The organism is Chelatococcus sp. GCM10030263 (assembly GCF_042666455.1).
Classification (GTDB): Bacteria; Pseudomonadota; Alphaproteobacteria; order Rhizobiales; family Beijerinckiaceae; genus Chelatococcus.
In genome coordinates, this window is record NZ_JBHTDB010000003.1 from 703,767 (window position 1) to 725,605 (window position 21,839).

Below are 21,839 nucleotides of genomic sequence, written 5' to 3' on the forward strand. Positions count from 1 at the left end.
GAAGGACGCGAATTGCCGATCGCTTGCTGACAGCTTCGGGGAACGAAGGACGATGTGGCTCACCCTCACGCGCCGGTTCGGCAGTCTGCTGATCGTGATGTTCCTCGTCGCTACCATGGTCTTCTTTCTCACCCGGCTCGCACCGGGTGATCCGGCCGCCATCATGCTGGGCGACCAGGCGACGCCCGAGGATGTTGCGCAGCTCCGTGTGGTCTATGGCCTCGATAAGCCGGTCCTCGTCCAATATGTGCTCTGGCTGAAGGAGGTCGTGCAGGGCAATCTCGGCCAGTCCATCTTTTTGCAGCGGCCGGTGACGCAGGCCCTCGCCGAACGGGCCGAGCCGACTTTCTTCCTTACCCTGTTTTCGATAACGATCGCCGCGCTCATCGGCGTGCCCGCCGGCATCGCCTCCGCCGTGTGGCGAGGTCGTATCCTCGACCAAATCGTGAGCGCCACGGCGATGCTCGCGGCCAATATTCCGAGCTTCTGGCTCGGCTTGATCTTCATCCAGCTTTTCGCCGTGCGGTTCGGATGGTTCCCGGTCGCCGGCTATGGCGATCCCGGCGCATCGCTCGCCGACCGGCTGGGGCATCTCATCCTGCCCTCCGCCGTGCTGGGCATCGTCAATTCGGCGCTGATCACCCGCTTCACGCGCGCCAGCATGCTGGACGTGCTCGGCGACGATTATGTGCGCACCGCCCGTTCGAAGGGCCTGTCGGAGGCCCGCGTGGTACTACGCCACGCCTTCCGCAACGCCCTCGTCCCCATTGTCACCGTGGTCGGCCTGACCGTCGCGCTCCTGGTCGGCGGCGCCATCGTCACCGAAACCGTCTTCGGCCTGCCGGGCATCGGCAATCTCGTCGTCTCGGCGGTGCTGCGACGCGACTATCCGGTCATCCAGGGCGCCCTCATCGCGGTGGCAGCGCTCTACGTGCTCATCAATCTCGCAGTCGACATCATCTATACGATCGTCGACCCGCGCGTGCGGACCTGAGCCGATGGCCTCTACAACGGTCGAATTTCTCCAGCGGCTCTTTCGGCGCAAGCTCGTGCTGGCGGCAGCCATCGTCCTGGCCGTGCTGATCCTGGCCGCCCTCTTCGCGCCTTGGATCTCGCCCTTCGATCCGGGCGCGATCAGGGTCATCCGCCGGCTAAAGCCGCCGAGCGAGACGAACTGGCTCGGCACGGACGAATATGGCCGGGACGTTCTCTCGCGCATCATCTTTGGGGCGCGGGCCTCGCTCGGCATCGGCGCGGCCGTCGTCGCGATCTCGATCGTCGTCGGCACGGCGGTCGGCCTCGTCGCCGGCTATTTCCGGCGGCTCGATGCGCCCATCATGCGCATGGTCGACGCCGTCATGGCGCTGCCGGATATCCTGCTCGCCATCTTTCTCGTGGCGATCCTCGGCTCATCCGTCTTCAATGTCGTCTTCGCACTCGCCATCGTCTACACGCCGCGCGTCGTGCGCGTCGTGCGCGCCTCGACGCTGGTGGTGCGGGAGCTGCCCTTCATCGAGGCGGCGCGCACCATCGGCGTTTCCACGCGACGGATTCTCGGTTTCCACGTCTTCATGAACGTCACCTCGCCGGTGCTCGTCCAGGCCACTTTCATCTTCGCCTATGCGGTGCTGGCCGAGGCGGGGCTCTCCTTCCTCGGTGCGGGCGTTCCGCCGGAGATCCCGACTTGGGGAGAGATGATCGCCTCAGCCCAGCAATATGCGGATCAGGCCTTCTGGGTCGTTCTGTTCCCGGGCCTTGCCATCGTGCTCGCCGCGCTGTCCTTGCAGATCGTCGGCGACGGCCTGCGCGATATGCTCGATCCGAAGCTGCGCAAGATGCTCTGAGAGCGGTCCATGAGATGTGCCGAGCCTCTGTCGCGGGCGAGGAAGCAGCCTGCGACAGAGGCTGACTGCTTGCTTCCTAATCCGCTGTCAGAAGCTGCATTCACCGTTGTTCAGAAAGCAGGTCTTGCTGAACAGCTGCAAGTCCACAGGATTCGGAAGCCGGATATCGCGCGTGTCAGGAAACGACTTTTTCGTCGGGTCATATGACCGATGGATTTGCGAAATAAAGACGATGACTAATCCCCGATCCCGAGCAAACGATTTAAGCGCGCGAACCTGCACCCCCAATTCGGGATTCTCACGTTTTTGATCGAGCAACTGCAGGTAGTCTATCACGACGAGGGTTCCGCGGGGTGCTGAGGATAATTTCTCCATGATGTAACTGGCGCTTATGCCGTCGGAGCAGTCGAATTGGAAGAGCCCGTCGAATTGCGCATAGTCCGCCCCGATAGCATGGAAACGATCCAGGACGTCCTTTTCCGTGTATTCCAATGTGAAGAACACAGCTCGATTACCAGCTTTCATAGCTTCCACTGCCAGTTCAAGGCTCATCAGAGTCTTGCCCTGACCAGGACGTGCGCCCAGCAACAGCAAGTCGCCGGGCGTCAATCGCGCAAAGAGCGCTTTGGCAGGCCTGGACTTGGACAGCTTCGCCGCAAGCAGGCTCCAGCCACTATAGCCCTCCTGGAGGGCTATACGGTCGAGCGCCCTATGAAGCGGAATGTCTTCTTTGCGGGAAAGGAGCTTGGCTTTGCGCTTCAAATGGTAGATCGGCACAGACAACTTCATCGGCAACCTCCTATCACGAGCAATATTCGCAACCCCTCCTTATGCCTGACGCTCGAATAGTCGGTTTGATGACGAGTAGCCCCGTACGAATTGCACTTTCCCGTGTGGAGGGGGGAGGCGTGGGCCGCGCACGAATCACATGTTAGCTCAGTTTCTGCGGACCGAAAATCGCTCCTCCGTCACACGGCAGGCCCTCCGCGATGGGAAAGCAGCCGCAGCGGCCTGCCCCACAAGCCGAGGTCCACGTTTGCCAGTCCCGGCGCGATAGCGGGCCATCGCGGTGGATATCCTCCAGGCGGGCGTGCCGGATTTGGGCTGAGGCTTGCTATCTCGGCTGGCAGGAGTCGCTGCGCAACCTGGCGCGTCGAGCCCGAAATCCATCAATAGCCCAGGGTCGCATCGCGCTAAACGATCCCCGCCAGGTCGACTGATTCCGCCTCGGCGATGCTGCGCTCCACGGCGAGGCAGAGTGCGACGGCCGTGCGTGCTTCGGCCGGCTGCATGACGAGATCGCCGGTGCGAAAGCCGGCGAACGCCCGCGTCAAATTCTCCTTGAGCTCGAAGATCTCCCCCGAACGGGGCACCTCGACCGTCTCGACTTCGCTGGCGTCCCGCCGGCGGACATGCAACGCAAACTCCGGGCTCGCAGTGCGGTCGAAGGCGCCTGCCCACCAGGTGCGGATCGCCCCGGCATCGCCGGCGATTTCGAGCAGGGTGTGATGCTGGAAGCCTGCGAGGCATTGCGTGACGAGCGCGGTCGAGCCATCCGCCCAGGTAATGAGGACAGAGACGGTGTCGGACAGCCCGGCGATGGTCCCGTGGGACCCGGAGGCCCGCGCCTGAAGCCGAACGGGAGGCCCGTTCTCGCGCGCATACCAGAGCACGAGATCGACGAAATGCACGAGCTCTTCCAGCATCCAGGAGCCGACCCGCGCGGCATCGCGACGCCAGCCGCCGGAACCCGGCCGGAAGGGATGGCGGAATAGTGAGAAATGCTGATGCGTCACGCGCCCGAGATCGCCGGCGGCGATGAGCGCGCGCACCCGCCCCCATTGATGCGACACCCGCAGCTCGTGGTTGACCGCGACCCGCCGCCCGGCCTTGTCGGCCGTCGCCAGCACGGCGTCGCATTCAGCCAGCGTGAGGCCCAGTGGCTTCTCCAGCACGACATGAGCCCCGGCCTCGAGCGCTTTCATCGCGAAGGCGGCATGCAGGTTGTTCGGCACGGCGACGATGACGGCATCGAAACCGCCCGCCGTCAGCATTTCCTCGTAGGAGCGAAAGACGGGCACGCCGGGTAAGGCATTCGCTGCCACCTCCGCCGAGGCATCGCCATGGCAGAACACGGCAGTGAGCTCGGCGTCGGGAATGGCGCTCACGGCCCGCGCGTGCATCTGGCCCCAGGCGCCGAAGCCCGCGAGCGCCACCCGCATGGGCGCAGCGTCAGGCACGCGCGGTGCCGTGGGCAGGCGGTGCGCCGATCGCCCGGCCGGTAGCGGCATCGAACAGATGCGTGCGTTCGAGATTGAACCGGAGCTTCAGGGTCTCCCCCGGCATCGGGCGGATTTCCGGGCGCACACGCGCCGCCACCGCGTGGCCGGCCACCGTGGTGAAGACGAGCGTATCGGCGCCGAGCGGCTCGACCACCTCGACGAGCGCCGGCACGTCGATGCGCCCCGCCGGCGCGGGCTCGCCTTGCGCCACCTCCACGTCCTCGGGCCTCAGCCCGAAGACGAGATCACCGGTGCCGGAGCGGCCGGGCGGCAGAGGCACGACTTCGCCGGACTGGCCGAGCCTGAGCCTGCCCTCGTCCGCCGTGGCGGGAATGAGATTCATGGTCGGCGCGCCGATGAAGCCGGCGACGAAGAGGCTCGCCGGCGCGTGATAGACCTCGTCGGGCGTGCCGATCTGCTCGATATGGCCACCGTTCATGACGACGACGCGGTCGGCGAGCGTCATCGCCTCCACCTGGTCATGGGTGACATAGACGGTCGTCACGCCCAGCCGCTGGTGCAGCTTCTTCATTTCGACGCGCATGGAGCCGCGCAGCTTGGCATCGAGATTGGACAAGGGCTCGTCGAAGAGAAAGACCTGCGGATTGCGTACGATGGCGCGGCCCATGGCGACGCGCTGGCGCTGGCCGCCGGAGAGTTGCTTCGGCCGGCGCTTGAGATAGGGCTCGAGCCCGAGCACGTCGGCCGCCTCGCGCACGCGCCGGTCGATCTCGCGCTTCGCCACTTTCCGGTATTGCAGCGAGAAAGCCATGTTCTCGTAGACGCTCATATGCGGATAGAGCGCGTAGTCCTGGAAGACCATGGCGATGTCGCGGTCGCGCGGTTCCACTTCGTTGACCACGCGGCCGTCGATCCGGATCTCGCCGGAGGTGATATCTTCGAGCCCCGCGAGCATCCGAAGCGACGTCGACTTGCCACAGCCGGACGGGCCGACGAGCACGATGAACTCGCCGTCGGCGATGGCAAGATCGATGCCGTGCACCACCTCGACGGCGCCATAGCGTTTGACGAGCTTGCGGAATTCGACGGTTGCCATGGCTCAGCCCTTCGCAGCATCCACGACGGCGCGGAAGCGCGCCGCGGCCGCATCCGCTCCGCGGAACAGGATGGCGCAATCATTGGCCACCGACACGAAATCAAACCCTGAGCGAATATGGCGCTCGGCGATCTCGTCATTGGGCGCGAGCACGCCGACCGCCTTGCCCGACGGGCGGCAGCGTGCGAGCCCCTCTTCGATGGCGGCCGTGACATCCGGATGGCCTGCCTGCCCCGGCAGATCCATGCTCGCGGCGAGGTCCCCCGGCCCGAAAAAGACGGCATCGACGCCGTCGACCGCCGCGATCTCCTCGCATCGCTCCAGGGCTTCCCGGGTCTCGATCTGTACGATCAGGAAAAGCGTCTCGTCGGCGCGGGCCACATAGTCCTTCACCCGTGCATAGCGGCTCGCCCGGTGCATGGCGGCAACGCCCCGGATGCCGCGCGGCGGATAGCGCATGGCGTCCACCGCCCGGCCCGCCTCCTCCGCGCTCTGCACATAGGGCAGCATGATGGTGTTGACGCCGGCGTCGAGATGGCTTTTCAGCAGCAGCGGATCGTTCCACAGAAGCCGCACGATGGGAACCGTCGGCGTACCTGCCAGCGTCCGGCAATGGGCCATGGCGTCCTGCAGCGAAACCGGCGCATGTTCGCCGTCGACAAGCAGCCAGTCATACCCCGACCAGCCGAGCGCCTCCGTGGCATCGACCGAATTCAGCATCGACCAGATGCCGATCAGCGGGCGCTTTCCGGCAAGCGCCACGCGAAACGGGTTCTGAGGGACGGCGTCGATGGCGTGCCCCGGCATGCGGCATATCCTCCTCGTTCTGGCGACAAGCCGCCCGGCTCTTTGGCCGAAGGAAACGATAGGCCGGCCGTGATGATTTGCAACTGAATTTCACGGTTGAAAATCGAGTTTCATCTTATGAAACGGATAGCGTCAGCGCACATCCCGCCGTGTTCCATCCCAGCAGCTCCGACAGCCGCGTCGCCGTGCTGCGCACCGTCTCGATCAATGCGGGAAAACGGTCTGATTGCACGCCCTGTCCGAAGCTCGACGTGCTGAGCGCGGCCACCACGATACCGTCGGCGTTGCGAACGGGAGCTGCAATGCAGGAGACGAGTTCGTTGTACTCGCGGTCGTCGATCGCATAGCCGTTGAGGCGAACCTGCGCGAGTTCGGCATGGAAGGCCGCCGCGGTGGTGATCGTGCGCGAGGTAAAGCCCGGCAGGCCCGCCTCCGCCAGAATGCGGTCGATCTCAGCTCGATCCCGATAGGCCGCGAGCGCCTTGCCGAGGGCCGTGCAATGGATGGGCCGACGGGCGCCGATCTGCGTATTGATGCGCAGAGGTGGATCGAGCGGCTCGACCTTGGCGAGATAGACGATGCTGGTGTCGGGCAGGATCGCGAGTTGCACCGTCTCGCCCGAGAGCTTGCAGGCTTCCTCCATAAGCGGGCGCGCGATGGCGGCGAGATCATGCCGCGCGATCGAACGCGCCCGAATATCGAGGAAGACGGGCCCCGGCCGCCATCCCTTGCCACCGGGACCGCTCGCCACGAAATCACCCTTCTCCATCGTCCGCAGGAATCTCAGCACTGTCGATTTGTGCAGGCCGACGGCTTGGCTGAGCTCCGTCAGGGTCATCAGGCCCGGCGCCTCGGCGAGCGTGCGCAGGATGCGCATGGTGCGGTCGATGACGCGCACCGACGCCGCCTGGCTTACAGGATCTGGCGGGACAGAGGATTCGGGCAGGTCCGGGCGCTTGTTCAAGGTTCTGGTTCCGACCGCAGACGCCGACTACGGCCGCAGTCTGAAATAGAATTTCACGCCATGCAACAGCGGATAATCTTTCGTCCGGGTGCGTGATGGCCAAGGCTCAGGTGCTGCCGCGCAGGACGAGCTCCGAGCCGAGGTCGAAGACAGTCTCGGCCGGCATCTCGCCGGCGAGCCTTGCCCGCAGCAGCTCCGCCACCTTGACGCCGATCTCGCGCCGCGGCGGCCGGACCGTCGTCAGCCCGGGCTCGCTGGCCGCCGCGAAGTCGAGATCGCCGAAGCCGCATATCTTCAGGCGCTGCGGCACCAACCAGCCGCGGCGCTGCGCCTCGAAAAGGGCCCCGAGCGCCAGCACGTCATTGCTGCAGAACACCGCATCCGTCTCGGGATGGGCATCGAGGAGCGAGCGCAGAGCATCGCCGCCGCCGGTGGCGCTCGCCCGCTCCGGCAGGCGCACCTCGGCAGGCGGGGCAATGCCTGCCGCCGCAGCCGCCTCCACGAAGCCCGCGTGGCGTTCCCCGGCGCGGTAGTCGCGGTCCATCATGGCGCCGATGAAGCCGAGCCGACGCGCTCCGCGCTCCGCAAAATGGCGCACGACCATCTGTCCAGCGGAGCGCTGGGAGAAGCCGACGATGGTGTCGATCGGCTGGTCCGAAAGCTCCCACATCTCCACGATCGGGATGTCGGCCGCCAAAAGCGCGCGGATCGTAGCGCGGCTGTGACGGCGCCCCGTCAGCACGATCGCCGCCGGCGACCAGGCGAGCACGGAGGCGACGAGTTGCTCCTCAGTTTCGAGCGCGTAGCGACTGTTGCCGATGAGGAGCTGGTAGCCGCTGCCCGCGAGCCCCTCCTCGATCGCCTCGACCGTGGCGGAAAAGAACGAATTGATCATCGACGGAATGATGACGCCGATGGTTTGGCTGCGGGCGCTCGCGAGCGCACCGGCCATCAGGTTGCGGCGATAGGAGAGCCGCTCCACCGCCTCCTCGATCTTTGCGCGGACAGCGGGCGAGACCCTGTCCGGCTGGCGCAGCGCCCGCGAGACGGTTGCCGTGGAGACACCGGCGAGCCGCGCCACATCGGCCATGCGCGAGCGCGACGTCCCCAACCGCTCTCGCGGCGGCGGGACGGTGCTCATATCTGCTGGCGTGGCTTTGGTCATGCGCGCATCTGCCGGGCTCAGAAGATGTCCGGCTCGGGCGTCTTTTCGCCCGCTTCCAGGATATCGAAGTCGCAGCCCTTGTCGGCCTGCATGACATGCGCCTCGAAGATCGCGCCATAGCCGCGGGAAAAGCGCTTCGGCGGCGCCTGCCAGGCGGCGCGCCGGCGGGCGAGCTCCTCCTCCGGGACGAGCATGTCGAGGCGGCGGTTCGGCACGTCGAGGACGATCTCATCCCCGGTCTCGACGAGCGCGAGCGGTCCGCCGACATGGGATTCGGGCGCGACATGCAGCACGCAGGTGCCGTAATGGGTGCCGCTCATGCGCGCATCGGAGATGCGCACGAGATCGCGCACCCCGCGTTCCAGCAGCTTCTGCGGCAAGGGCAAAGCCCCCCATTCCGGCATGCCCGGCGCGCCGATGGGACCTGCCCCGCGCAGGATCAGCACGCTGGTCTCGTCGATGGCGAGCGCGGGATCGTCGATGCGTGCGTTGAGCTCGGCATGGCTGTCGAAGACCACGGCCCGGCCGCGATGCGTCAGGAGATGCGGGCTCGCAGCCGACGGCTTGATCACCGCGCCGTCGGGCGCCAGATTGCCGCGCAGCACCGCGATCGCCGGCGCGCTGGCTACGGGATTGTCGAGCGGGCGGATCACCTCGTCATCGTCGATGCGCGCCCGGGCGATGACCTCGCCGAGCGTTCCGCCGGTGACGTTGCGCTGGTCGAGGTCGAGCCGGTCGGCGAGGCGCGACATGAGCCCGGTGAGCCCGCCGGCGAAGAAGAAATCCTCCATCAGGGCATCGCCCGCGGGAAAGATATTCGCCAGAACCGGCGTCTGCCGGGCCGCCTCGTCGAAGTCTTCGAGCGTGATCGCAATCCCGGCGCGCCGGGCGATCGCCACCAGATGAATCGCCGCATTGGTCGAGCCGCCGAGCGCGGCATCCACATGCAGCGCGTTGCGCACGGCGCCGTCCGTGATGATATCGGAGGGCTTCAGATCCTCCCACGCCATTTCCACGATGCGTTCGCCGCAGGCCGAGGCCATGCGCGGATGGGCGGAATCCATGGCCGGGATGCTTGAGGCGCCGGGCAGCGTCATCCCGAGCGCATCGGCGATGGATGTCATCGTCGAGGCCGTGCCCATGGTGTTGCAGGTACCGGGGGAGCGGGTGGAGATGCCCTCGATTTCGACCATCTCGGCCTCGCCGATATGGCCGGCGCGGAACTCGTCCCAGTATTTGCGCGTATGCGTGCCGGCGCCGACCTTCGTGCCGCGCCAGCGGCCGTTGAGCATCGGCCCGGCCGGGCAATAGATGGCCGGCAGATCCATGCTGATCGCGCCCATGAGAAGCCCCGGCGTGGTCTTGTCGCATCCGCCGAGGAGCACTGCCCCGTCGATGGGATGCTGGCGCAGGAGCTCCTCCACCTCCATCGCGAGGAAATTGCGGTAGAGCATGGTGGTCGGCTTGACGATGACCTCGCCGAGCGAGAGCGCCGGCAGTTCGACCGGCAGGCCGCCGGCGCGGATGACGCCGCGCTTCACCGCCTCCGCCCGCGCGCGCAGATGGGCATGGCAGGGGGACAGGTCGCTCCAGGTATTGACGACCGCGATAACGGGACGCCCCATGAACTCCTCGCGCCGCAGGCCCATCTGCTGCATGCGCTGGCGGTGAGCGAAGGCGCGCATCCCCCCGGCCGAATACCAGCGGGCGCTGCGCAGATCGGAGGCGTTGCGACGGGACACGGGGAGCTCCACGGTTCGATTTCCTGCCGGTTGCACCAGATGATATCGATTTCAAACCGCTGTCAACGCACCGTCACACGGCTACATCATTGGCGTTCTACAAATTTTTAGCTCCCGGCGAGCCAGCTTGACCGCATACATGCAACCGCTATCATGCTCTTGGACAGCCGTGGGCGAGCCAGGATCCATAAGGTAGAATGGCCCGTCCGATCTGAGCGGGTGCTTGAAGCCGGTCATGAGAATCGGGCGCAGGCACGAGGACGATGGGAGGTGCGGATGGACCGCAGAACAGTGATCAAGGCCGGCCTCGCGACTGCCGGCACGCTCGCCATGCCCGCCTATCTGAGGGCGCAATCGAACCAGAAGATCAGCATTCTCACCTGGAACATCGCCGACCAGGAGGCGCTGTTCAAAGAAGAATTCGCCGACTTCAAGAAGGAGAATCCGGGCGTCGAGATCGAATGGCTCGACAAGAAGGGCCCGGAACTGCCCGCCTTTTACCAGACGCAGCTGGTCGCCGGCACGGCGCCGGACATCATCGACCTGCAGGGCATGATCTGGGTGGAATGGGCGGCGAACGGCGCCTTGCTCGACTTGACACCCTTCCTGCAGAAGGAACCGGAAGTCGCCAAGCTCTACAATCCGGATTATCTGTCGGGCTTCGTCTACAACAAGCAGAGCTTCGTCATACCCTTCTACATCGCCAAGACGCTGCTCTACTACAACAAGACGATGTTCAAGGAGGCCGGCCTATCGGAGCCGCCAAAGACCTTCGACGAGTTGATCAACCATGCCCAGGCCATGGCCAAGGGCGAGAAGACCGGCTTCCTGACGCTCAATTTCGACTGGCTCTACTGGCCGCTCATGAAGATGAACGGCATCGAGCTCCTGAAGGACGACCTGCGCACCCCGGCCTTCAACACGCCCGAAGCCGCTGCCGTGCTCGACAAACTCGCCAAGGCGACCGCATCGGGCGGCATCAACAAGATCGCCTGGACGGGGCGCTGGGTGGAGCCGAACGGCGCCTTTGCCTCGGGCACGGTGGGCATGCTGCAGGCCCATTCCGCGTCCTACTTCTTCGTCAAGGGCCAAGGGCCCTGGGTCAATCCGGATACGCTCGGCGCCGTTCAGGGTCCGGGCAATTGGTCGACGCCGACCAATCACGGGCTCGCCATCTCCAAGACGTCGAAGAATCCGGAACTCGCCTGGAAACTCGTCAAGCATATGACAGGCAACAAATGGGCGACCGAATTCGCGACGCGCAGACGCATTCTCACCGGCAATGTCGAGGCCGACAAGGCGAGCCTCGCCAAGATCAAGGCGGAGGATCCGCTCGGCTATACGGTGCTCGAAACCCAGCTGCAGCATACGGACAAGATGACCGGGAACTGGCCGCTGCCCAATGACGCCCAGATCAAGGACGCCTTCTGGCCGGAGATCCAGAATGCCGTGCTCGGCCGCAAAGACGCCAAGACGGCGCTCGCCGATGCGGAACGCGCGGTCACGCGCGTGATGCGGCGGTCGTGATCTTCATGCCGCTTGAAACGGCTTGCGCCGCCGGGGGGGAGCCGCGACCCTCCCCTTGATGGGGAGGGTCGAACAGCGGGAACGGTCGACAAGGAACCCTGAAGAGCATGCCCAGGACGAGGTGATGGTAGCAGCGGTCTCCAAAGCGCTCGAAGGTCAACGCGCGCCCTTCATGACGCGCAAGAACACGCGCCAGGCGGTGCTCATCTGGTGTTTTCTGGCGCCGTCGCTTCTGATTTTCTTCCTTTACCGCATCCTGCCGCTCGCCTGGAACGTCATCCTCTCGTTCCAGGCCTGGTCGCCGCTTCGCCCCGCCGTCTGGATCGGATTCGACAACTACGACGAGATGCTGACCGACGAAGTGTTCTGGCAGTCGCTGTGGAACACGCTCTATATCATCGGCTCGGCGCCGATCGGCATCGCAATCGCGCTGGGGCTCGCGCTCCTCGTCAATACGGATACCCGCGGCCGCGACATCTATCGCACGCTGATCTTCCTGTCCTATCCTCTGATGACTGTCGCGGTCGCGATCATCTGGCGATGGATGTTCGATGAGCGGGTCGGCCTCATCAACTATGTAGCGCGGGCGCTCGACCTGGTCGATTCGCCGATCCCCTTCTTGAATTCCTTCACCTGGGCGCTGCCGTCGGTTATTGCCGCCAATATCTGGCAGATGCTCGGCTTCTACATGATCATTCTCTTGACCGGGCTACAGAACATCCCCGGCAATCTCTACGAGGCGGCCGAAATCGACGGTGCGAACGCTTTCCGGCGGTTTCTGCGCATCACGCTGCCGCTCCTGAAGCCATCCATCTTTCTCTGCTTCGTCATCGGCATGCTGAATTCGGTGACGAGCTTCGATCTCGTCTATGTCATGACCGGCGGCGGCCCCGGCCGCGCCACCGAAATCCTCGTGACCTATATTTACAAGCTCGGCTTCGTGCAGACCCGCTTCGACTATGCGGCGGCGGTGACGATCATATTCTTCATCCTGCTCATCGTCATCGCCTGGGCGGCGAACCGGCTCTCCGGCGGCAATGCCGGCGCGGTGGAGCGCGATTGATGCACCGCTATCCGCGCTGGCCTATCCACCTCGCGCTGCTCGCCACGAGCTTCGTCATGCTCGTGCCATTCTATTGGGTGCTGAAGACCTCTGTCTCCGGCGAGAATATCTTCAATTATCCGCCCAACATCATCCCGCGCGATCCGCATCTCTTCTATTACGTGGATGTCTGGTACGCGATCCCCTTCGCGCGCTATTTTCTCAACAGCATCATAGTGTCGGCCATCACGATCGCCGCCAATATCGTCTTCAACGCCATGGCCGGCTATGCGCTGACGCGCGGCTTCCGTGGCAAGAACCTCGTCCTCATGCTGTTTCTCTCCTGCATGATGGTGCCCTTCCAGGCAACGATCATTCCCGCCTATCTCATCACCGGAAAGCTCGGCCTGCTCGATTCCTATCTTGGGCTCGCGCTGCCGCAGTTCTCCACCATCATCTGCATATTCGTCTTCAAGGCGAGCTTCGACGCGGTGCCGAAGTCGCTGATCGACGCGGCCAAGATCGACGGCCTTTCGGAATGGCGCATCATCTGGAAGGTGATGATGCCGCTCGCCAAATCGGCCATGGCGACCAATGTCATCCTGTCCTTCATCTGGTCCTGGAACAACTTCCTCTGGCCGCTCATCATGACGCGCTCGGCGGACATGCAGACGCTGCCGCTCGGGCTTGCGCGCTTTCTCTCCTATCAGGAGGACACGACCGGCGCGCTCTATGCCTTCTGCATCATGGTGCTCGCACCGGGCATCCTGCTCTTCCTGCTCGCGCAGAAGGAATTCATCCAGGGCCTCACCTCCGGTGCCACGAAGGGATGAGAGGGCTGCCCATGAGCGACGAAGACTATGACCGTCCCCGTTGGAAGAAGCTGCTGCTCAACCGCTTCGTGCTGACGCCGCTCGTCATCGTGGTCATTGCCGGCGGGTGGGATCTCTATGCCAGCACGCATGACAACGGCATCGTCGCAGGCGTGGTGGTCGACGCCAGCGGCAAGCCGGTCGCCGGCGCCGACGTGACGCTCTGGACCTTCAATTTCACCACCTTCAGCGAAGCGAGCCAGACGAAAAGTGGCCCGGACGGCCAGTTCACTTTCACCAACAATCCCTCGCATCATATCCAGGTCAGCGCGACGAAGCCGGGTGTCGGCGCCTCCGCCCGCGTGCCGCTCCGGCTCTATTTCCGCGCGCAGGACACGACCCTCGCGGAGCCGCTCGTGCTGTCGAGCGGCGCCTAAAGCCATGAGCGCCAAGATGCCAGACCGCCCTGCAATCCTGCTCGATCCGCATCCGCGGCGGCGTCAGATGATCTTCAACCCCGCGCAATGGGCGCGGCTCGAGGCCATGGCCGAGGTCATCACCGCCGATGTGGAGGGCCCTCTGCCCGCGTCCCTCGTCGAGGAAGCCCTGCCGCGCGTCGCCGCCATTCTCGGCCAGACGGACATGCCGTCCGCGCGCATCGCCCGCGCACCGCATCTCCGCGCCATCATCAATGTCGAGGGCAATTTCCAGCCCAATGTCGATGCCGCCTCCTGCTTTGCCCGCGGCATCGAGATCCTGTCGGTCGGCCCGGTCTTCGCCCACCCCGTCGCGGAGATGGCGCTCGGCCTCGCGCTCGACCTCGCGCGCGGCATCACGTCAACCGACCGCGCCATGCGTGAGGGCCAGGAGCGCTACGGCCGCTCAGGTAACGACGACGCCTTCCTGCTGTCGCGGGCGACCATCGGCATCGTCGGCTTCGGCTATCTCGGCCGGGCGCTGCGCCGGCTGCTCGAAGGTTTTCGCCCGCGCATTCTGGTGCATGATCCCTGGCTGCCGGCCGCGGCCATCGCGGAAGAGGGCTGCGAGGCGGCAAGCCTCGAGGAGGTGCTCTCCACGGCGCGCGTCATCTTCCTGCTCGCCGGCGTCACGAGCGAGAACCAGGGCTTCATCGATGGTGCTGCGCTCCGCCGCATTCAGGACGACGCCGTGGTCGTGCTGGCGAGCCGGGCGGCCATCGTCGAATTCCCGGCGTTGGTTGCGGAGGCCCAATCGGGTCGGCTGCGCATCGCAACCGACGTCTTTCCCGACGAGCCGGTCGCGCCGGACGATCCCGTGCGCCGCTCGCCCATGCTGCTCTCGCCGCATCGCGCCGGCGGCATTCCGGCCGCCTTTCACGACATCGGCGAGCGCGTGCTCGACGATCTCGACCTCATCCTGCGGGGTCTCGCCCCCATACGCCTGCAGCGGGCGCAACCGCAAACCGTTGCCCTCATGCGCAGCAAGGCGGCGCGGGAATACGCGAAGGATGAGGCGGAAAGGCTGGCGGGGAAGAACTGAACGCGTCAGCGATCGTCGGCGCTGCCCTGTAAGCGCTGACGATCCCTCCCCTCAGGGGAGGGTCCTCCGCGGAGCGGAGGGGGTGGGGTGATCTGCTGCTGCCCCACCCGCATCCGAGCTTCGCTCGGATCCACCCTCCCCTGCGGGGAGGGATCGCCGCAGCTGGAACGACGATGCCTACGCTCACCCAGCAAACATTGGCTCCGGCAGCCCCTGCACACTAAGGCCGTGGATGGCGAAGAGCGCGCCAGCCAAAGGCGTTGCCGCGCGTTCGGCTTCCGGCAGCATGGCGGCGGCGCTCGTCACATAGAGCACGTCGAGTTTAGGTCCTCCGAAGGTGCACATGGTCGGATGCTTGACCGGCAGATCGATCAGCCGGTCGAAGCGGCCCTCCGGATCGACGCGCGCGATCTGCCCGCCGTGCACCAGTGCGCACCAGTAGAAGCCCTCGGCGTCAACGGTCGCGCCGTCGCAGCGCCCGGCGATGTCGCGCGTCGAAAAGAACAGGCGGCGGTTGGAGATGACGCCGTCGTCGAGGTCGAAGTCATAGGCGAAAACTGTCTCGGCGCGGCTGTCGGCGAAATACATCACGCGATCATCCGGCGAGAAGGCGATGCCGTTGGAAACGATGAAGCCCGTGTCCATACGGCTGACGCGTCCATCGGAGTCGAGCCGGTAGAGCGAGCCGGTCGGGGCCGCGAAGTCGGCATCGCGCGAGCCGCACCAGAAGCGGCCGCGCCGGTCGCATTTGCCGTCGTTCAGAATATTCGCCGGCCGCTCCGGATCCGGATCGATGATGCGGCTGACGCGGCCATCACTGAGATCGACCGTGGCGAAGCCGCCCTGCAACGCCGCGACGAGCCCGCCCGCCTGCCGGAAACCGAAGGAGCCGATGATCTCCGGCATCGCCCAGGTCCGAAGCGCCCCTGCCCTGTCGAGCCGGTGGACGGCCGGTGCCAGAGCATCGACCCAATAGAGCGCCTCTTCGCCGCCGTGCCAGCACGGGGACTCTCCGAGGCGATTACCTGCCTCGAGCACCACCTCGATCTCGGGCTTCGCCATCACCTCACCAGGGCAGCGGTTGGTCGTGGTAGGTCTGGAAGATGCCGGTGTGGTGCCGGCCGGCGCGGTGGATGACGCCGCGCATGCCGGCGACGCTTTCCTCCACCGGCACGCGCCCACCAGGCTCCGTCGCCGCCCAGCCGGGATGGAGCGCAATGACGCTGATGTGCCGCGGCGCAAGGTCGACTGCAAGCGTCTTGACGATCATATTGAGCCCGGCCTTGCTGGAGCGATAGGCATAGGACCCGCCGGAAGTGTTCAGCGTGATCGAGCCCATGCGGCTCGACACGAAGGCCATGATCTTGAACTCGCTCGCCGCGACATTCTCCACGAGGCACTCAGTGAGCTTCATCGGGCCAATGAGATTGGTTTCGAGAATACGCCGCCAGTTGTCGTAATCCGTCTCGCCGAAGGGCGGATGCGGTCGGCCGATGCCGGCATTGTTGACGAGGATGTCCACGGGCGCGCCGCCGAGCCGGGCGGCGAAAGCCTCGATGGCGGCGTGATCTGTGACGTCGAGCTTCGACACTTCGATGTCGCCAGTGATGGCGCGGGTGTCCGTCGCCCTCTCGGGATCGAGGCAGGTGGCATGGACGCGGTGCCCCTCAGCCACATATTGGCGCGCGAATTCGACACCGAGCCCCGTGTCGCAGCCGGTAATGACGACGGTCGCCATGGAATCAGGCCTCCGGCTGCTTGAGCGGGGTGGCCACGCCACCCGCGGCCGAGCTTTCGAGGCAGGCCATGACGAAGGCAAGGCCCGCGACGCCGTCGGCGATGCCGGGCGTAAGGCGGGCGAGGCCCGTTTCGGGCGCGAGGCCGCGGCGGGCGAGGATCATGTCGGCGAAGCCGCTGTAGAGCGTGGCGACGGCCTCCGTCATGCCTTCCGGATGGCCTGGGCGGTCGCAGCGCGTCGCCGCTTTCGCGTCGGCCGAAAGGTTCGGCTGGCCCGCACCGACGATCGTCACGTCGCCGTCGAGACGAGCGACGCGGATGCGCGTCGGGTCGCGATGCTCCCATGCGATATGCCCGGTCTCACCGAAGACGCGGATGGCGAGCTCGTTCGAGGTGCCGGCGGCGGCGTTGCAGACGTCGAGCCGGCCTCGCGCACCGTTCTTCAGGCGGAACCGCACCTGCGCCACGTCGTGCACGCGTCGGCCCGGCAGCAGCATGCCGACATCGGCCGAGACGCTCTCGAACGGCAGGTCCGTCACATAGGCGACGAGGTGGTGGGCATGCGTGCCGATGTCGCCGAGCACCAGCGACGGCCCGCTGATCTCGGGCTTCAGCCGCCAGCGCTTGGCGCCCTCGGGCGTCGCTTCGATGAGGGTCGCGTTGCCGCCCGAGAAATACTCGACCGTGACGAGTCGGACCGCGTCGATATCACCACGCAGAATGCGGGCGCGCATCTCCCGCAGCATCGGATAGCCGGCATAGGTGTGGGTGATGGCGACAGCGACGCCGGAACGCTTCACCAGCGCGGCGAGTTCGCCTGCCTCGGCGAGGTCGTTGCACAAGGGCTTTTCGATCATCACGTCCACCCCGGCGGCGCAGGCGGCGCGGAGGTAACGCGCATGGCTGTCGTTCGGCGTGATGATGGCGATGGCGTCGATGCCGTCGGGCCGCGCAGCCTCGCGCGCGATCATGTCCTCGACCGAGCCGTAGCAGCGATCTTCGCTCAATCCGATCGCGAGCCCTTCAGCTCGGGCGCGCTCGGGCTTCGACGACAGCGCACCGGCCACGACGCGGAAGCGACCGTCCATCTCCGCGGCCATGCGGTGGACGGGGCCGATCATCGAGGGCGGCGCGCCGCCGGCGATGCCGAGACGGAGCGGCCGACCGAGCGCGGTGAGAACAGGATTGGACATGATTACCTCTTGAGACCGAGCATGCGGTCGAGCATGTCTGGGGGCGCCGCGGCGCGCATGCCGGCATCGAAGGGCCGGTCTGCGACACGGATGATGTGCTCGGCGATGAAGCGCGCGCCCTCGGCGGCGCCATCTTCGGCATTCTTGAAGCAGCATTCCCATTCGAGCACCGCCCAGCCCTCATAGCCGTAGCGGGTCAGCCGGTCGAAGATGCCGCGGAAATCGATTGCGCCGTCGCCGACGCTGCGGAAGCGGCCGGGCCGGTCGATCCAGTCGGCATAACCGCCATAGACGCCGCGGCTCGCGCTCGCCACGAACTCCGCGTCCTTCACGTGGAAGGCGGCGATGCGGGAGTGATAGCGGTCGATGAAGCCGAGATAGTCCATGTGCTGCAGCAGCATATGGCTGGGGTCGTAGAGGATCTTGGCGCGCGGGTGGTCGTCGACGAGTGCCAGGAACCGCTCGAAGGTCGCGCCGTCGTGGAGGTCCTGTCCCGGATGAAGTTCGAAACAGAGATCGACGCCGGCCTCGTCGGCCGCATCGAGCAGCGGCCGCCAGCGCCGCGCGAGTTCGGCGAAGGCGCGATCGACGAGGCCGGCTGGCGGCGGCGGAAAGGGATAGAAGAAGGGCCAGGCAAAGCCGCCGGAGAACACCGTCACCTTGCCGACACCGAGCCGCGCAGCGAGCGCAATCGCCCGGCGGATGTCTGCTTCGGCGCGCGCCTGCCGCAGTGCCGGATTGCCCCGCACATCCACGGGCGCGAGCGCATCCATCACCTCGTCATAGACGGGATTGACTGCAAGGAGTTGGCCGGCGCGGGAGGCCGAGATCTCGCTGATGACGAGACCGGCGCGGGCGAGCGTTGCCTGGAGGCCGTCGATGTAAACGCTGTCCTCGCTCAGCGCCAGATCGAGCACGCGGGTGTCGTGGACAGGCACTTGAAGCGCCCTGAAACCCAGCCCCGCGGCAAATTCGGCAAGACCGCCAAGAGAATTGAAGGGCGCATCATTTGCGATGAACTGGCTGATGAACAGCGCCGGTCCGCGGATCGTGGTCGGTTGGGGCACGCCAATCGCCTTCGGTGAGGAAAGCGATGATAGCGCTTGCAGATGCTGGTGCAACCATGAAGCCGGCTCGCCGGTGCGCGCAACATGGATGCTGGGCGAGACGCTCGAACATGCGGCTCCCTTGCCATGTTGGTCGCGGACGAAATTCATCGTCCTGACGTCGCGGGTGGTCGCTTCACCGCCGTCCGAGGCTCAGATGGCTTCGCCTCCTTGCGCGCCCCGGCGGGTGACGTACGACGCCACGGATTTCGCGGAATCGCGAAAGGTTGCCATCGCGCGAACCTCCAGCAGTCGGGCGCCCTGGTCTTGCGCGGTCCGGATCGCCAGGCCAATTTCGCTCGCCGCACGCTCGGATGCCGCTCGGCCGCCCTGCCCGATCTCGACCAGCCCCGACAGGCGATGGATCTCCGCCTTATACCAGCACTCGCCGCTCCGATGCACATGCCCAAGGGCGCAATCGAGCGCCTCACGGGCCTCCTCCTGCCGCCCAAGGCGGAGACAGGCATCCGCGAGGATCGCGAAGGCCAGAGGCAATGTCAGCCGCGTGCCGTCCCTGCACCACCGCTCGATGCCCTCACGGATGCGCGTGATTCCGCTGGCCGTCCCGCTTGCCGCAACGCTGGCCCAGCCTTCGAAGATAAAACCGCCTGAAAGCCAGAACTCCACTTCGTTGTCCCGACAGCATCGTATGAGCTGTCGCGCGCGCTGGAGTGTGAGCTTGATGTCGGCGCGCTCGCGCGCAACCAGTGCGCCGGCCCAGAGCATCTGCGCCATGCCGAAAGGATGCTCGAGCGACGTCGCGATCTTCATACCCCTCGTGACATGCTGTTCGGCCGCATGCGAGTCCGCACGCAGCTGGTGCACGATCGCGCCGTACATGTTGCCGACGACACCCGGATCTTCGCCGAAGCTCGCGGCGTTGTCGGAATCCCGCTCGATGTCGTAGCTGCTGACAACTGCGTCTATGTGGGGCTCCGCCTCGGGCAACCGGCCCGTGAGCCAGTGGGTGGTGCCAACGACATTATGCGCGAAAAATGCATCGACCCGGTCTGTCTCCGCTTGGCGCGCGAGAGCGTAGAGCCGCCCGGCCAGCGGCTGAGCCAGGCTGAAGTCTGCTCGCGTCAGATGATAATTCCAAAGGCCGTAAAGCGTCGGCAGCAGCGCCACGCTGTCGGCGAGCTCCAGTGAAATGTCCTGCGCCCGTCCATAGGCCGCCACGACGCTTGGGCTGGCGAAGCCTTCGGCGATCATGAGGGCGGCACCGAGCTGGGTCTGAAGTCGCAGTTCCTCGCGTTTGCGGGCCTCGCCGTCCGGCTCCGTCTGCAACAAGTCGAGGGCATGGCGCAGCCGGCTCACCGACTCCCGCGCGGCGCCCCGCTTCAGCGCCGTCTCGGCAGCCTGCTGGTGGTTCGTCACCGCGCGTGGGATATCGCCGGCGCGTTCGAAATGCGTCGCAAGTAAAGCTGCGATCTCCACGACGCGATCCCGATAGGCGGTCTCGAGCCGATCGCCAATCCGCTGGTGCCATTTCTGGCGGATCACCGGCGGAGTGTGGCTGTAGATAGCCTCATGGTAGAGCGCATGTGTGAAGATGTAGTTCGCCGTTACCGTACCGTCCGGCCAGCTCGACACGCCAGAGCGCTGGACGAACAGCCGGCGCCTCGCAAGATTTTCGCATTGTTGTTCGATTGTTTCCTCGTCGAAGGCCCCCCCGCTGATCGTGGCGACCGCAAATTCCGACCCTGCGATGCTGCCGGCCGTCAATATATCGAGTTCAATCTGGGTCAGCTTCGAGATCTGAAAATCGATCACCTCGTTTGCCCGCGCTGGGATCGTTCGCATGAGCTCCGCGGTCGAGCCCGCGATTGCCCATTTCCCGCTCTCCTCCCGTAACAGCCCTTCTGCGAGCCAAGTCTCGACGAGGCTGGCAACAAATAGCGCATGCCCCTCGGTTCGCTGCGCGAGTTGCGGCGCTAGCGAAGGGGGAAAGGCGTGAACAGGAAACCGGCTTTCGAGATAGGCGCGTATGGCGTCGGCACCGAGTCCGGCGAGCTTGACTTCGTGGAAAGCTGGCGAGCGGCGCAGCTCATGCACCGTTTCCATCACAGCACGGTTGTCGCCCACCAACTCGTCGGACCGACAGGTGCAGATGACGATCAGGCGACCGGCTTCGCGTTGTGAGGCACAGGCCGAAATCCACGCCAGCGTACTCGTGTCGGCCCAATGAATGTCCTCGATGACGAGCATGCCGGGGCGGTGCCGGTCGAGACTATAGAATACCTCGACGAGTTCCCTGAGGAGGCGGGTCGGTGCGATGCCCGTCGGCTGAGCGTCCCGCCTGCCGGTCTCCCGCGCACCGAAGACATTGGGCAGCTGAGCAAAGAGCGTCGGCGCACGGTCGCGGATGATTTTTGTGAGCACCCGTCCGACCGGCGCCTCGCTAAGCCTGGAGATGAGCTCGAGCAGCGGCCCGTATGGCTCGCGCGGCCCCTGATTCGGGGCGCATTGGGCCCGCGCTATCCAGCTGTCCCCAGCCGCCTCATGGCGCGACAGGAACGCGTCGACCAGAGCGGTCTTGCCGGCGCCCGCCTCGCCGGTGATCAGAACGACTGCCCCCTGACCGCTGGCGGTATCGAGCGTGATAGTGGACAGCCGGTTGAGCTCGTTTTCGCGGCCGACAAAGGGAGCAGTTTCCACATTGCGTCGCGCACCGTGCGACGACCGATCCCGGCGCGCGTGCTCGCCGACCATCTCGATGCCGCCGAGATAGCGGTAGCCGTAGAGGCCCACAGTCTCGATGAACCGACGCGGGATCGAGTCGTCGCCCAGAATTTTCCGTAGCTCTCTGATGCACTGCTTCGGGCCGTTGTCGTTGCCATGCCTGCGGCCCCAAACGGCCCCGCGCAGGACGTCCGGGCTGACCACCGCGCCCCGCCGCTCCATGAGCAGGACCAGCACGGCCAGCGTCTTGGGACGAAGCGTCGCGACCGTCCCGCCGCATTGCAGCGTGCCACTTCCCGGATCCAGCACCGGCACGGAAGGCCCGGCTGTACGCTGGGACTCAGCCTTCGCATCCATCACT

General features: G+C 65.6%; 19 protein-coding genes. 7 read left to right on the forward strand and 12 right to left on the reverse strand.

The window, feature by feature from the left end:
• The first annotated feature begins 52 nt into the window (after positions 1-52).
• Both ACFQU1_RS07855 and ACFQU1_RS07860 read left to right on the forward strand, forming a co-directional pair.
• Positions 53-994 (forward strand): ABC transporter permease, encoded by a 942-nt coding sequence (locus ACFQU1_RS07855; RefSeq protein ID WP_378131036.1) that lies wholly within the window; start codon positions 53-55, stop codon positions 992-994.
• Between the two features lie 4 nt (positions 995-998).
• The gene (locus ACFQU1_RS07860) at positions 999-1,844 is read left to right on the forward strand and encodes an ABC transporter permease (RefSeq protein ID WP_378131038.1); all 846 of its coding nucleotides are present in this window, start codon (positions 999-1,001) and stop codon (positions 1,842-1,844) included.
• A gap of 87 nt (positions 1,845-1,931) precedes the next feature.
• Here ACFQU1_RS07860 and ACFQU1_RS07865 read toward each other — a convergent pair whose 3' ends face one another.
• The 7 genes from ACFQU1_RS07865 to araD form a co-directional block, all read right to left on the reverse strand.
• Positions 1,932-2,633 carry a DNA helicase gene (locus ACFQU1_RS07865; RefSeq protein ID WP_378131040.1) on the reverse strand — a complete coding sequence of 234 codons (702 nt, stop codon included), beginning with the start codon at positions 2,631-2,633 and terminating at the stop codon, positions 1,932-1,934.
• A gap of 404 nt (positions 2,634-3,037) precedes the next feature.
• Positions 3,038-4,084: a Gfo/Idh/MocA family protein gene (locus ACFQU1_RS07870; protein ID WP_378131042.1), complete on the reverse strand. Its 1,047-nt coding sequence runs from the start codon at positions 4,082-4,084 to the stop codon at positions 3,038-3,040.
• Positions 4,077-5,183, reverse strand: coding sequence for an ABC transporter ATP-binding protein (locus tag ACFQU1_RS07875; RefSeq protein WP_378131044.1), 1,107 nt, complete (start codon positions 5,181-5,183; stop codon positions 4,077-4,079). Before ACFQU1_RS07875 ends, ACFQU1_RS07870 begins: the two co-directional genes overlap by 8 nt.
• A gap of 3 nt (positions 5,184-5,186) precedes the next feature.
• Positions 5,187-5,990 (reverse strand): HpcH/HpaI aldolase/citrate lyase family protein, encoded by an 804-nt coding sequence (locus tag ACFQU1_RS07880; protein ID WP_378131046.1) that lies wholly within the window; start codon positions 5,988-5,990, stop codon positions 5,187-5,189.
• 115 nt (positions 5,991-6,105) lie between these two features.
• Positions 6,106-6,888 carry an IclR family transcriptional regulator gene (locus ACFQU1_RS07885; RefSeq protein ID WP_378131048.1) on the reverse strand — a complete coding sequence of 261 codons (783 nt, stop codon included), beginning with the start codon at positions 6,886-6,888 and terminating at the stop codon, positions 6,106-6,108.
• 172 nt (positions 6,889-7,060) lie between these two features.
• Positions 7,061-8,119: a LacI family DNA-binding transcriptional regulator gene (locus ACFQU1_RS07890; RefSeq protein ID WP_378131051.1), complete on the reverse strand. Its 1,059-nt coding sequence runs from the start codon at positions 8,117-8,119 to the stop codon at positions 7,061-7,063.
• 17 nt (positions 8,120-8,136) lie between these two features.
• Positions 8,137-9,861 carry an L-arabinonate dehydratase gene (gene araD, locus ACFQU1_RS07895; RefSeq protein ID WP_378131053.1) on the reverse strand — a complete coding sequence of 575 codons (1,725 nt, stop codon included), beginning with the start codon at positions 9,859-9,861 and terminating at the stop codon, positions 8,137-8,139.
• A gap of 276 nt (positions 9,862-10,137) precedes the next feature.
• Here araD and ACFQU1_RS07900 point away from each other — a divergent pair, with 276 nt between their 5' ends.
• The 5 genes from ACFQU1_RS07900 to ACFQU1_RS07920 all read left to right on the forward strand — a co-directional run bounded on the left by ACFQU1_RS07900 (position 10,138) and on the right by ACFQU1_RS07920 (position 14,760).
• A complete protein-coding gene (locus ACFQU1_RS07900; protein WP_378131055.1) occupies positions 10,138-11,388 on the forward strand; it encodes an ABC transporter substrate-binding protein in 1,251 nt (416 codons plus the stop codon).
• A 124-nt stretch (positions 11,389-11,512) separates the two neighbouring features.
• Positions 11,513-12,451: a carbohydrate ABC transporter permease gene (locus tag ACFQU1_RS07905; protein WP_378131057.1), complete on the forward strand. Its 939-nt coding sequence runs from the start codon at positions 11,513-11,515 to the stop codon at positions 12,449-12,451.
• Entirely contained in the window at positions 12,451-13,263 is an 813-nt protein-coding gene (locus tag ACFQU1_RS07910) for a carbohydrate ABC transporter permease (protein WP_378131059.1), read from the forward strand. Before ACFQU1_RS07905 ends, ACFQU1_RS07910 begins: the two co-directional genes overlap by 1 nt.
• A gap of 11 nt (positions 13,264-13,274) precedes the next feature.
• Positions 13,275-13,679: a carboxypeptidase-like regulatory domain-containing protein gene (locus ACFQU1_RS07915; protein ID WP_378131061.1), complete on the forward strand. Its 405-nt coding sequence runs from the start codon at positions 13,275-13,277 to the stop codon at positions 13,677-13,679.
• A 16-nt stretch (positions 13,680-13,695) separates the two neighbouring features.
• Entirely contained in the window at positions 13,696-14,760 is a 1,065-nt protein-coding gene (locus ACFQU1_RS07920; protein WP_378131063.1) for a hydroxyacid dehydrogenase, read from the forward strand.
• A 183-nt stretch (positions 14,761-14,943) separates the two neighbouring features.
• Here the strand turns inward: ACFQU1_RS07920 and ACFQU1_RS07925 are convergent, their stop codons facing one another.
• From ACFQU1_RS07925 to ACFQU1_RS07945, 5 genes are all read right to left on the reverse strand, one after another.
• Positions 14,944-15,822 (reverse strand): SMP-30/gluconolactonase/LRE family protein, encoded by an 879-nt coding sequence (locus ACFQU1_RS07925; protein ID WP_378131065.1) that lies wholly within the window; start codon positions 15,820-15,822, stop codon positions 14,944-14,946.
• Between the two features lie 4 nt (positions 15,823-15,826).
• Positions 15,827-16,498, reverse strand: a complete 672-nt coding sequence (locus ACFQU1_RS07930) for an SDR family oxidoreductase (protein WP_378131067.1) — start codon at positions 16,496-16,498, stop codon at positions 15,827-15,829.
• 4 nt (positions 16,499-16,502) lie between these two features.
• The gene (locus ACFQU1_RS07935) at positions 16,503-17,690 is read right to left on the reverse strand and encodes a Gfo/Idh/MocA family protein (protein ID WP_378131069.1); all 1,188 of its coding nucleotides are present in this window, start codon (positions 17,688-17,690) and stop codon (positions 16,503-16,505) included.
• A gap of 2 nt (positions 17,691-17,692) precedes the next feature.
• Positions 17,693-18,757 carry a sugar phosphate isomerase/epimerase family protein gene (locus ACFQU1_RS07940; protein ID WP_378131072.1) on the reverse strand — a complete coding sequence of 355 codons (1,065 nt, stop codon included), beginning with the start codon at positions 18,755-18,757 and terminating at the stop codon, positions 17,693-17,695.
• A 192-nt stretch (positions 18,758-18,949) separates the two neighbouring features.
• The gene (locus ACFQU1_RS07945; protein ID WP_378131627.1) at positions 18,950-21,835 is read right to left on the reverse strand and encodes an ATP-binding protein; all 2,886 of its coding nucleotides are present in this window, start codon (positions 21,833-21,835) and stop codon (positions 18,950-18,952) included.
• Positions 21,836-21,839 lie beyond the last annotated feature (4 nt).

Bases quoted from the DNA above. Each gene is read 5' to 3' on its own strand.
- ACFQU1_RS07855 (WP_378131036.1), top strand. From the start codon at position 53: ATGTGGCTCACCCTCACGCGCCGGTTCGGCAGTCTGCTGATCGTGATG.
- ACFQU1_RS07860 (WP_378131038.1), top strand. From the start codon at position 999: ATGGCCTCTACAACGGTCGAATTTCTCCAGCGGCTCTTTCGGCGCAAG.
- ACFQU1_RS07865 (WP_378131040.1), bottom strand. From the start codon at position 2,633: ATGAAGTTGTCTGTGCCGATCTACCATTTGAAGCGCAAAGCCAAGCTC.
- ACFQU1_RS07875 (WP_378131044.1), bottom strand. From the start codon at position 5,183: ATGGCAACCGTCGAATTCCGCAAGCTCGTCAAACGCTATGGCGCCGTC.
- ACFQU1_RS07880 (WP_378131046.1), bottom strand. From the start codon at position 5,990: ATGCCGGGGCACGCCATCGACGCCGTCCCTCAGAACCCGTTTCGCGTG.
- ACFQU1_RS07890 (WP_378131051.1), bottom strand. From the start codon at position 8,119: ATGACCAAAGCCACGCCAGCAGATATGAGCACCGTCCCGCCGCCGCGA.
- ACFQU1_RS07900 (WP_378131055.1), top strand. From the start codon at position 10,138: ATGGACCGCAGAACAGTGATCAAGGCCGGCCTCGCGACTGCCGGCACG.
- ACFQU1_RS07905 (WP_378131057.1), top strand. From the start codon at position 11,513: ATGGTAGCAGCGGTCTCCAAAGCGCTCGAAGGTCAACGCGCGCCCTTC.
- ACFQU1_RS07910 (WP_378131059.1), top strand. From the start codon at position 12,451: ATGCACCGCTATCCGCGCTGGCCTATCCACCTCGCGCTGCTCGCCACG.
- ACFQU1_RS07915 (WP_378131061.1), top strand. From the start codon at position 13,275: ATGAGCGACGAAGACTATGACCGTCCCCGTTGGAAGAAGCTGCTGCTC.
- ACFQU1_RS07920 (WP_378131063.1), top strand. From the start codon at position 13,696: ATGCCAGACCGCCCTGCAATCCTGCTCGATCCGCATCCGCGGCGGCGT.
- ACFQU1_RS07925 (WP_378131065.1), bottom strand. From the start codon at position 15,822: ATGGCGAAGCCCGAGATCGAGGTGGTGCTCGAGGCAGGTAATCGCCTC.
- ACFQU1_RS07930 (WP_378131067.1), bottom strand. From the start codon at position 16,498: ATGGCGACCGTCGTCATTACCGGCTGCGACACGGGGCTCGGTGTCGAA.
- ACFQU1_RS07935 (WP_378131069.1), bottom strand. From the start codon at position 17,690: ATGTCCAATCCTGTTCTCACCGCGCTCGGTCGGCCGCTCCGTCTCGGC.
- ACFQU1_RS07945 (WP_378131627.1), bottom strand. From the start codon at position 21,835: ATGGATGCGAAGGCTGAGTCCCAGCGTACAGCCGGGCCTTCCGTGCCG.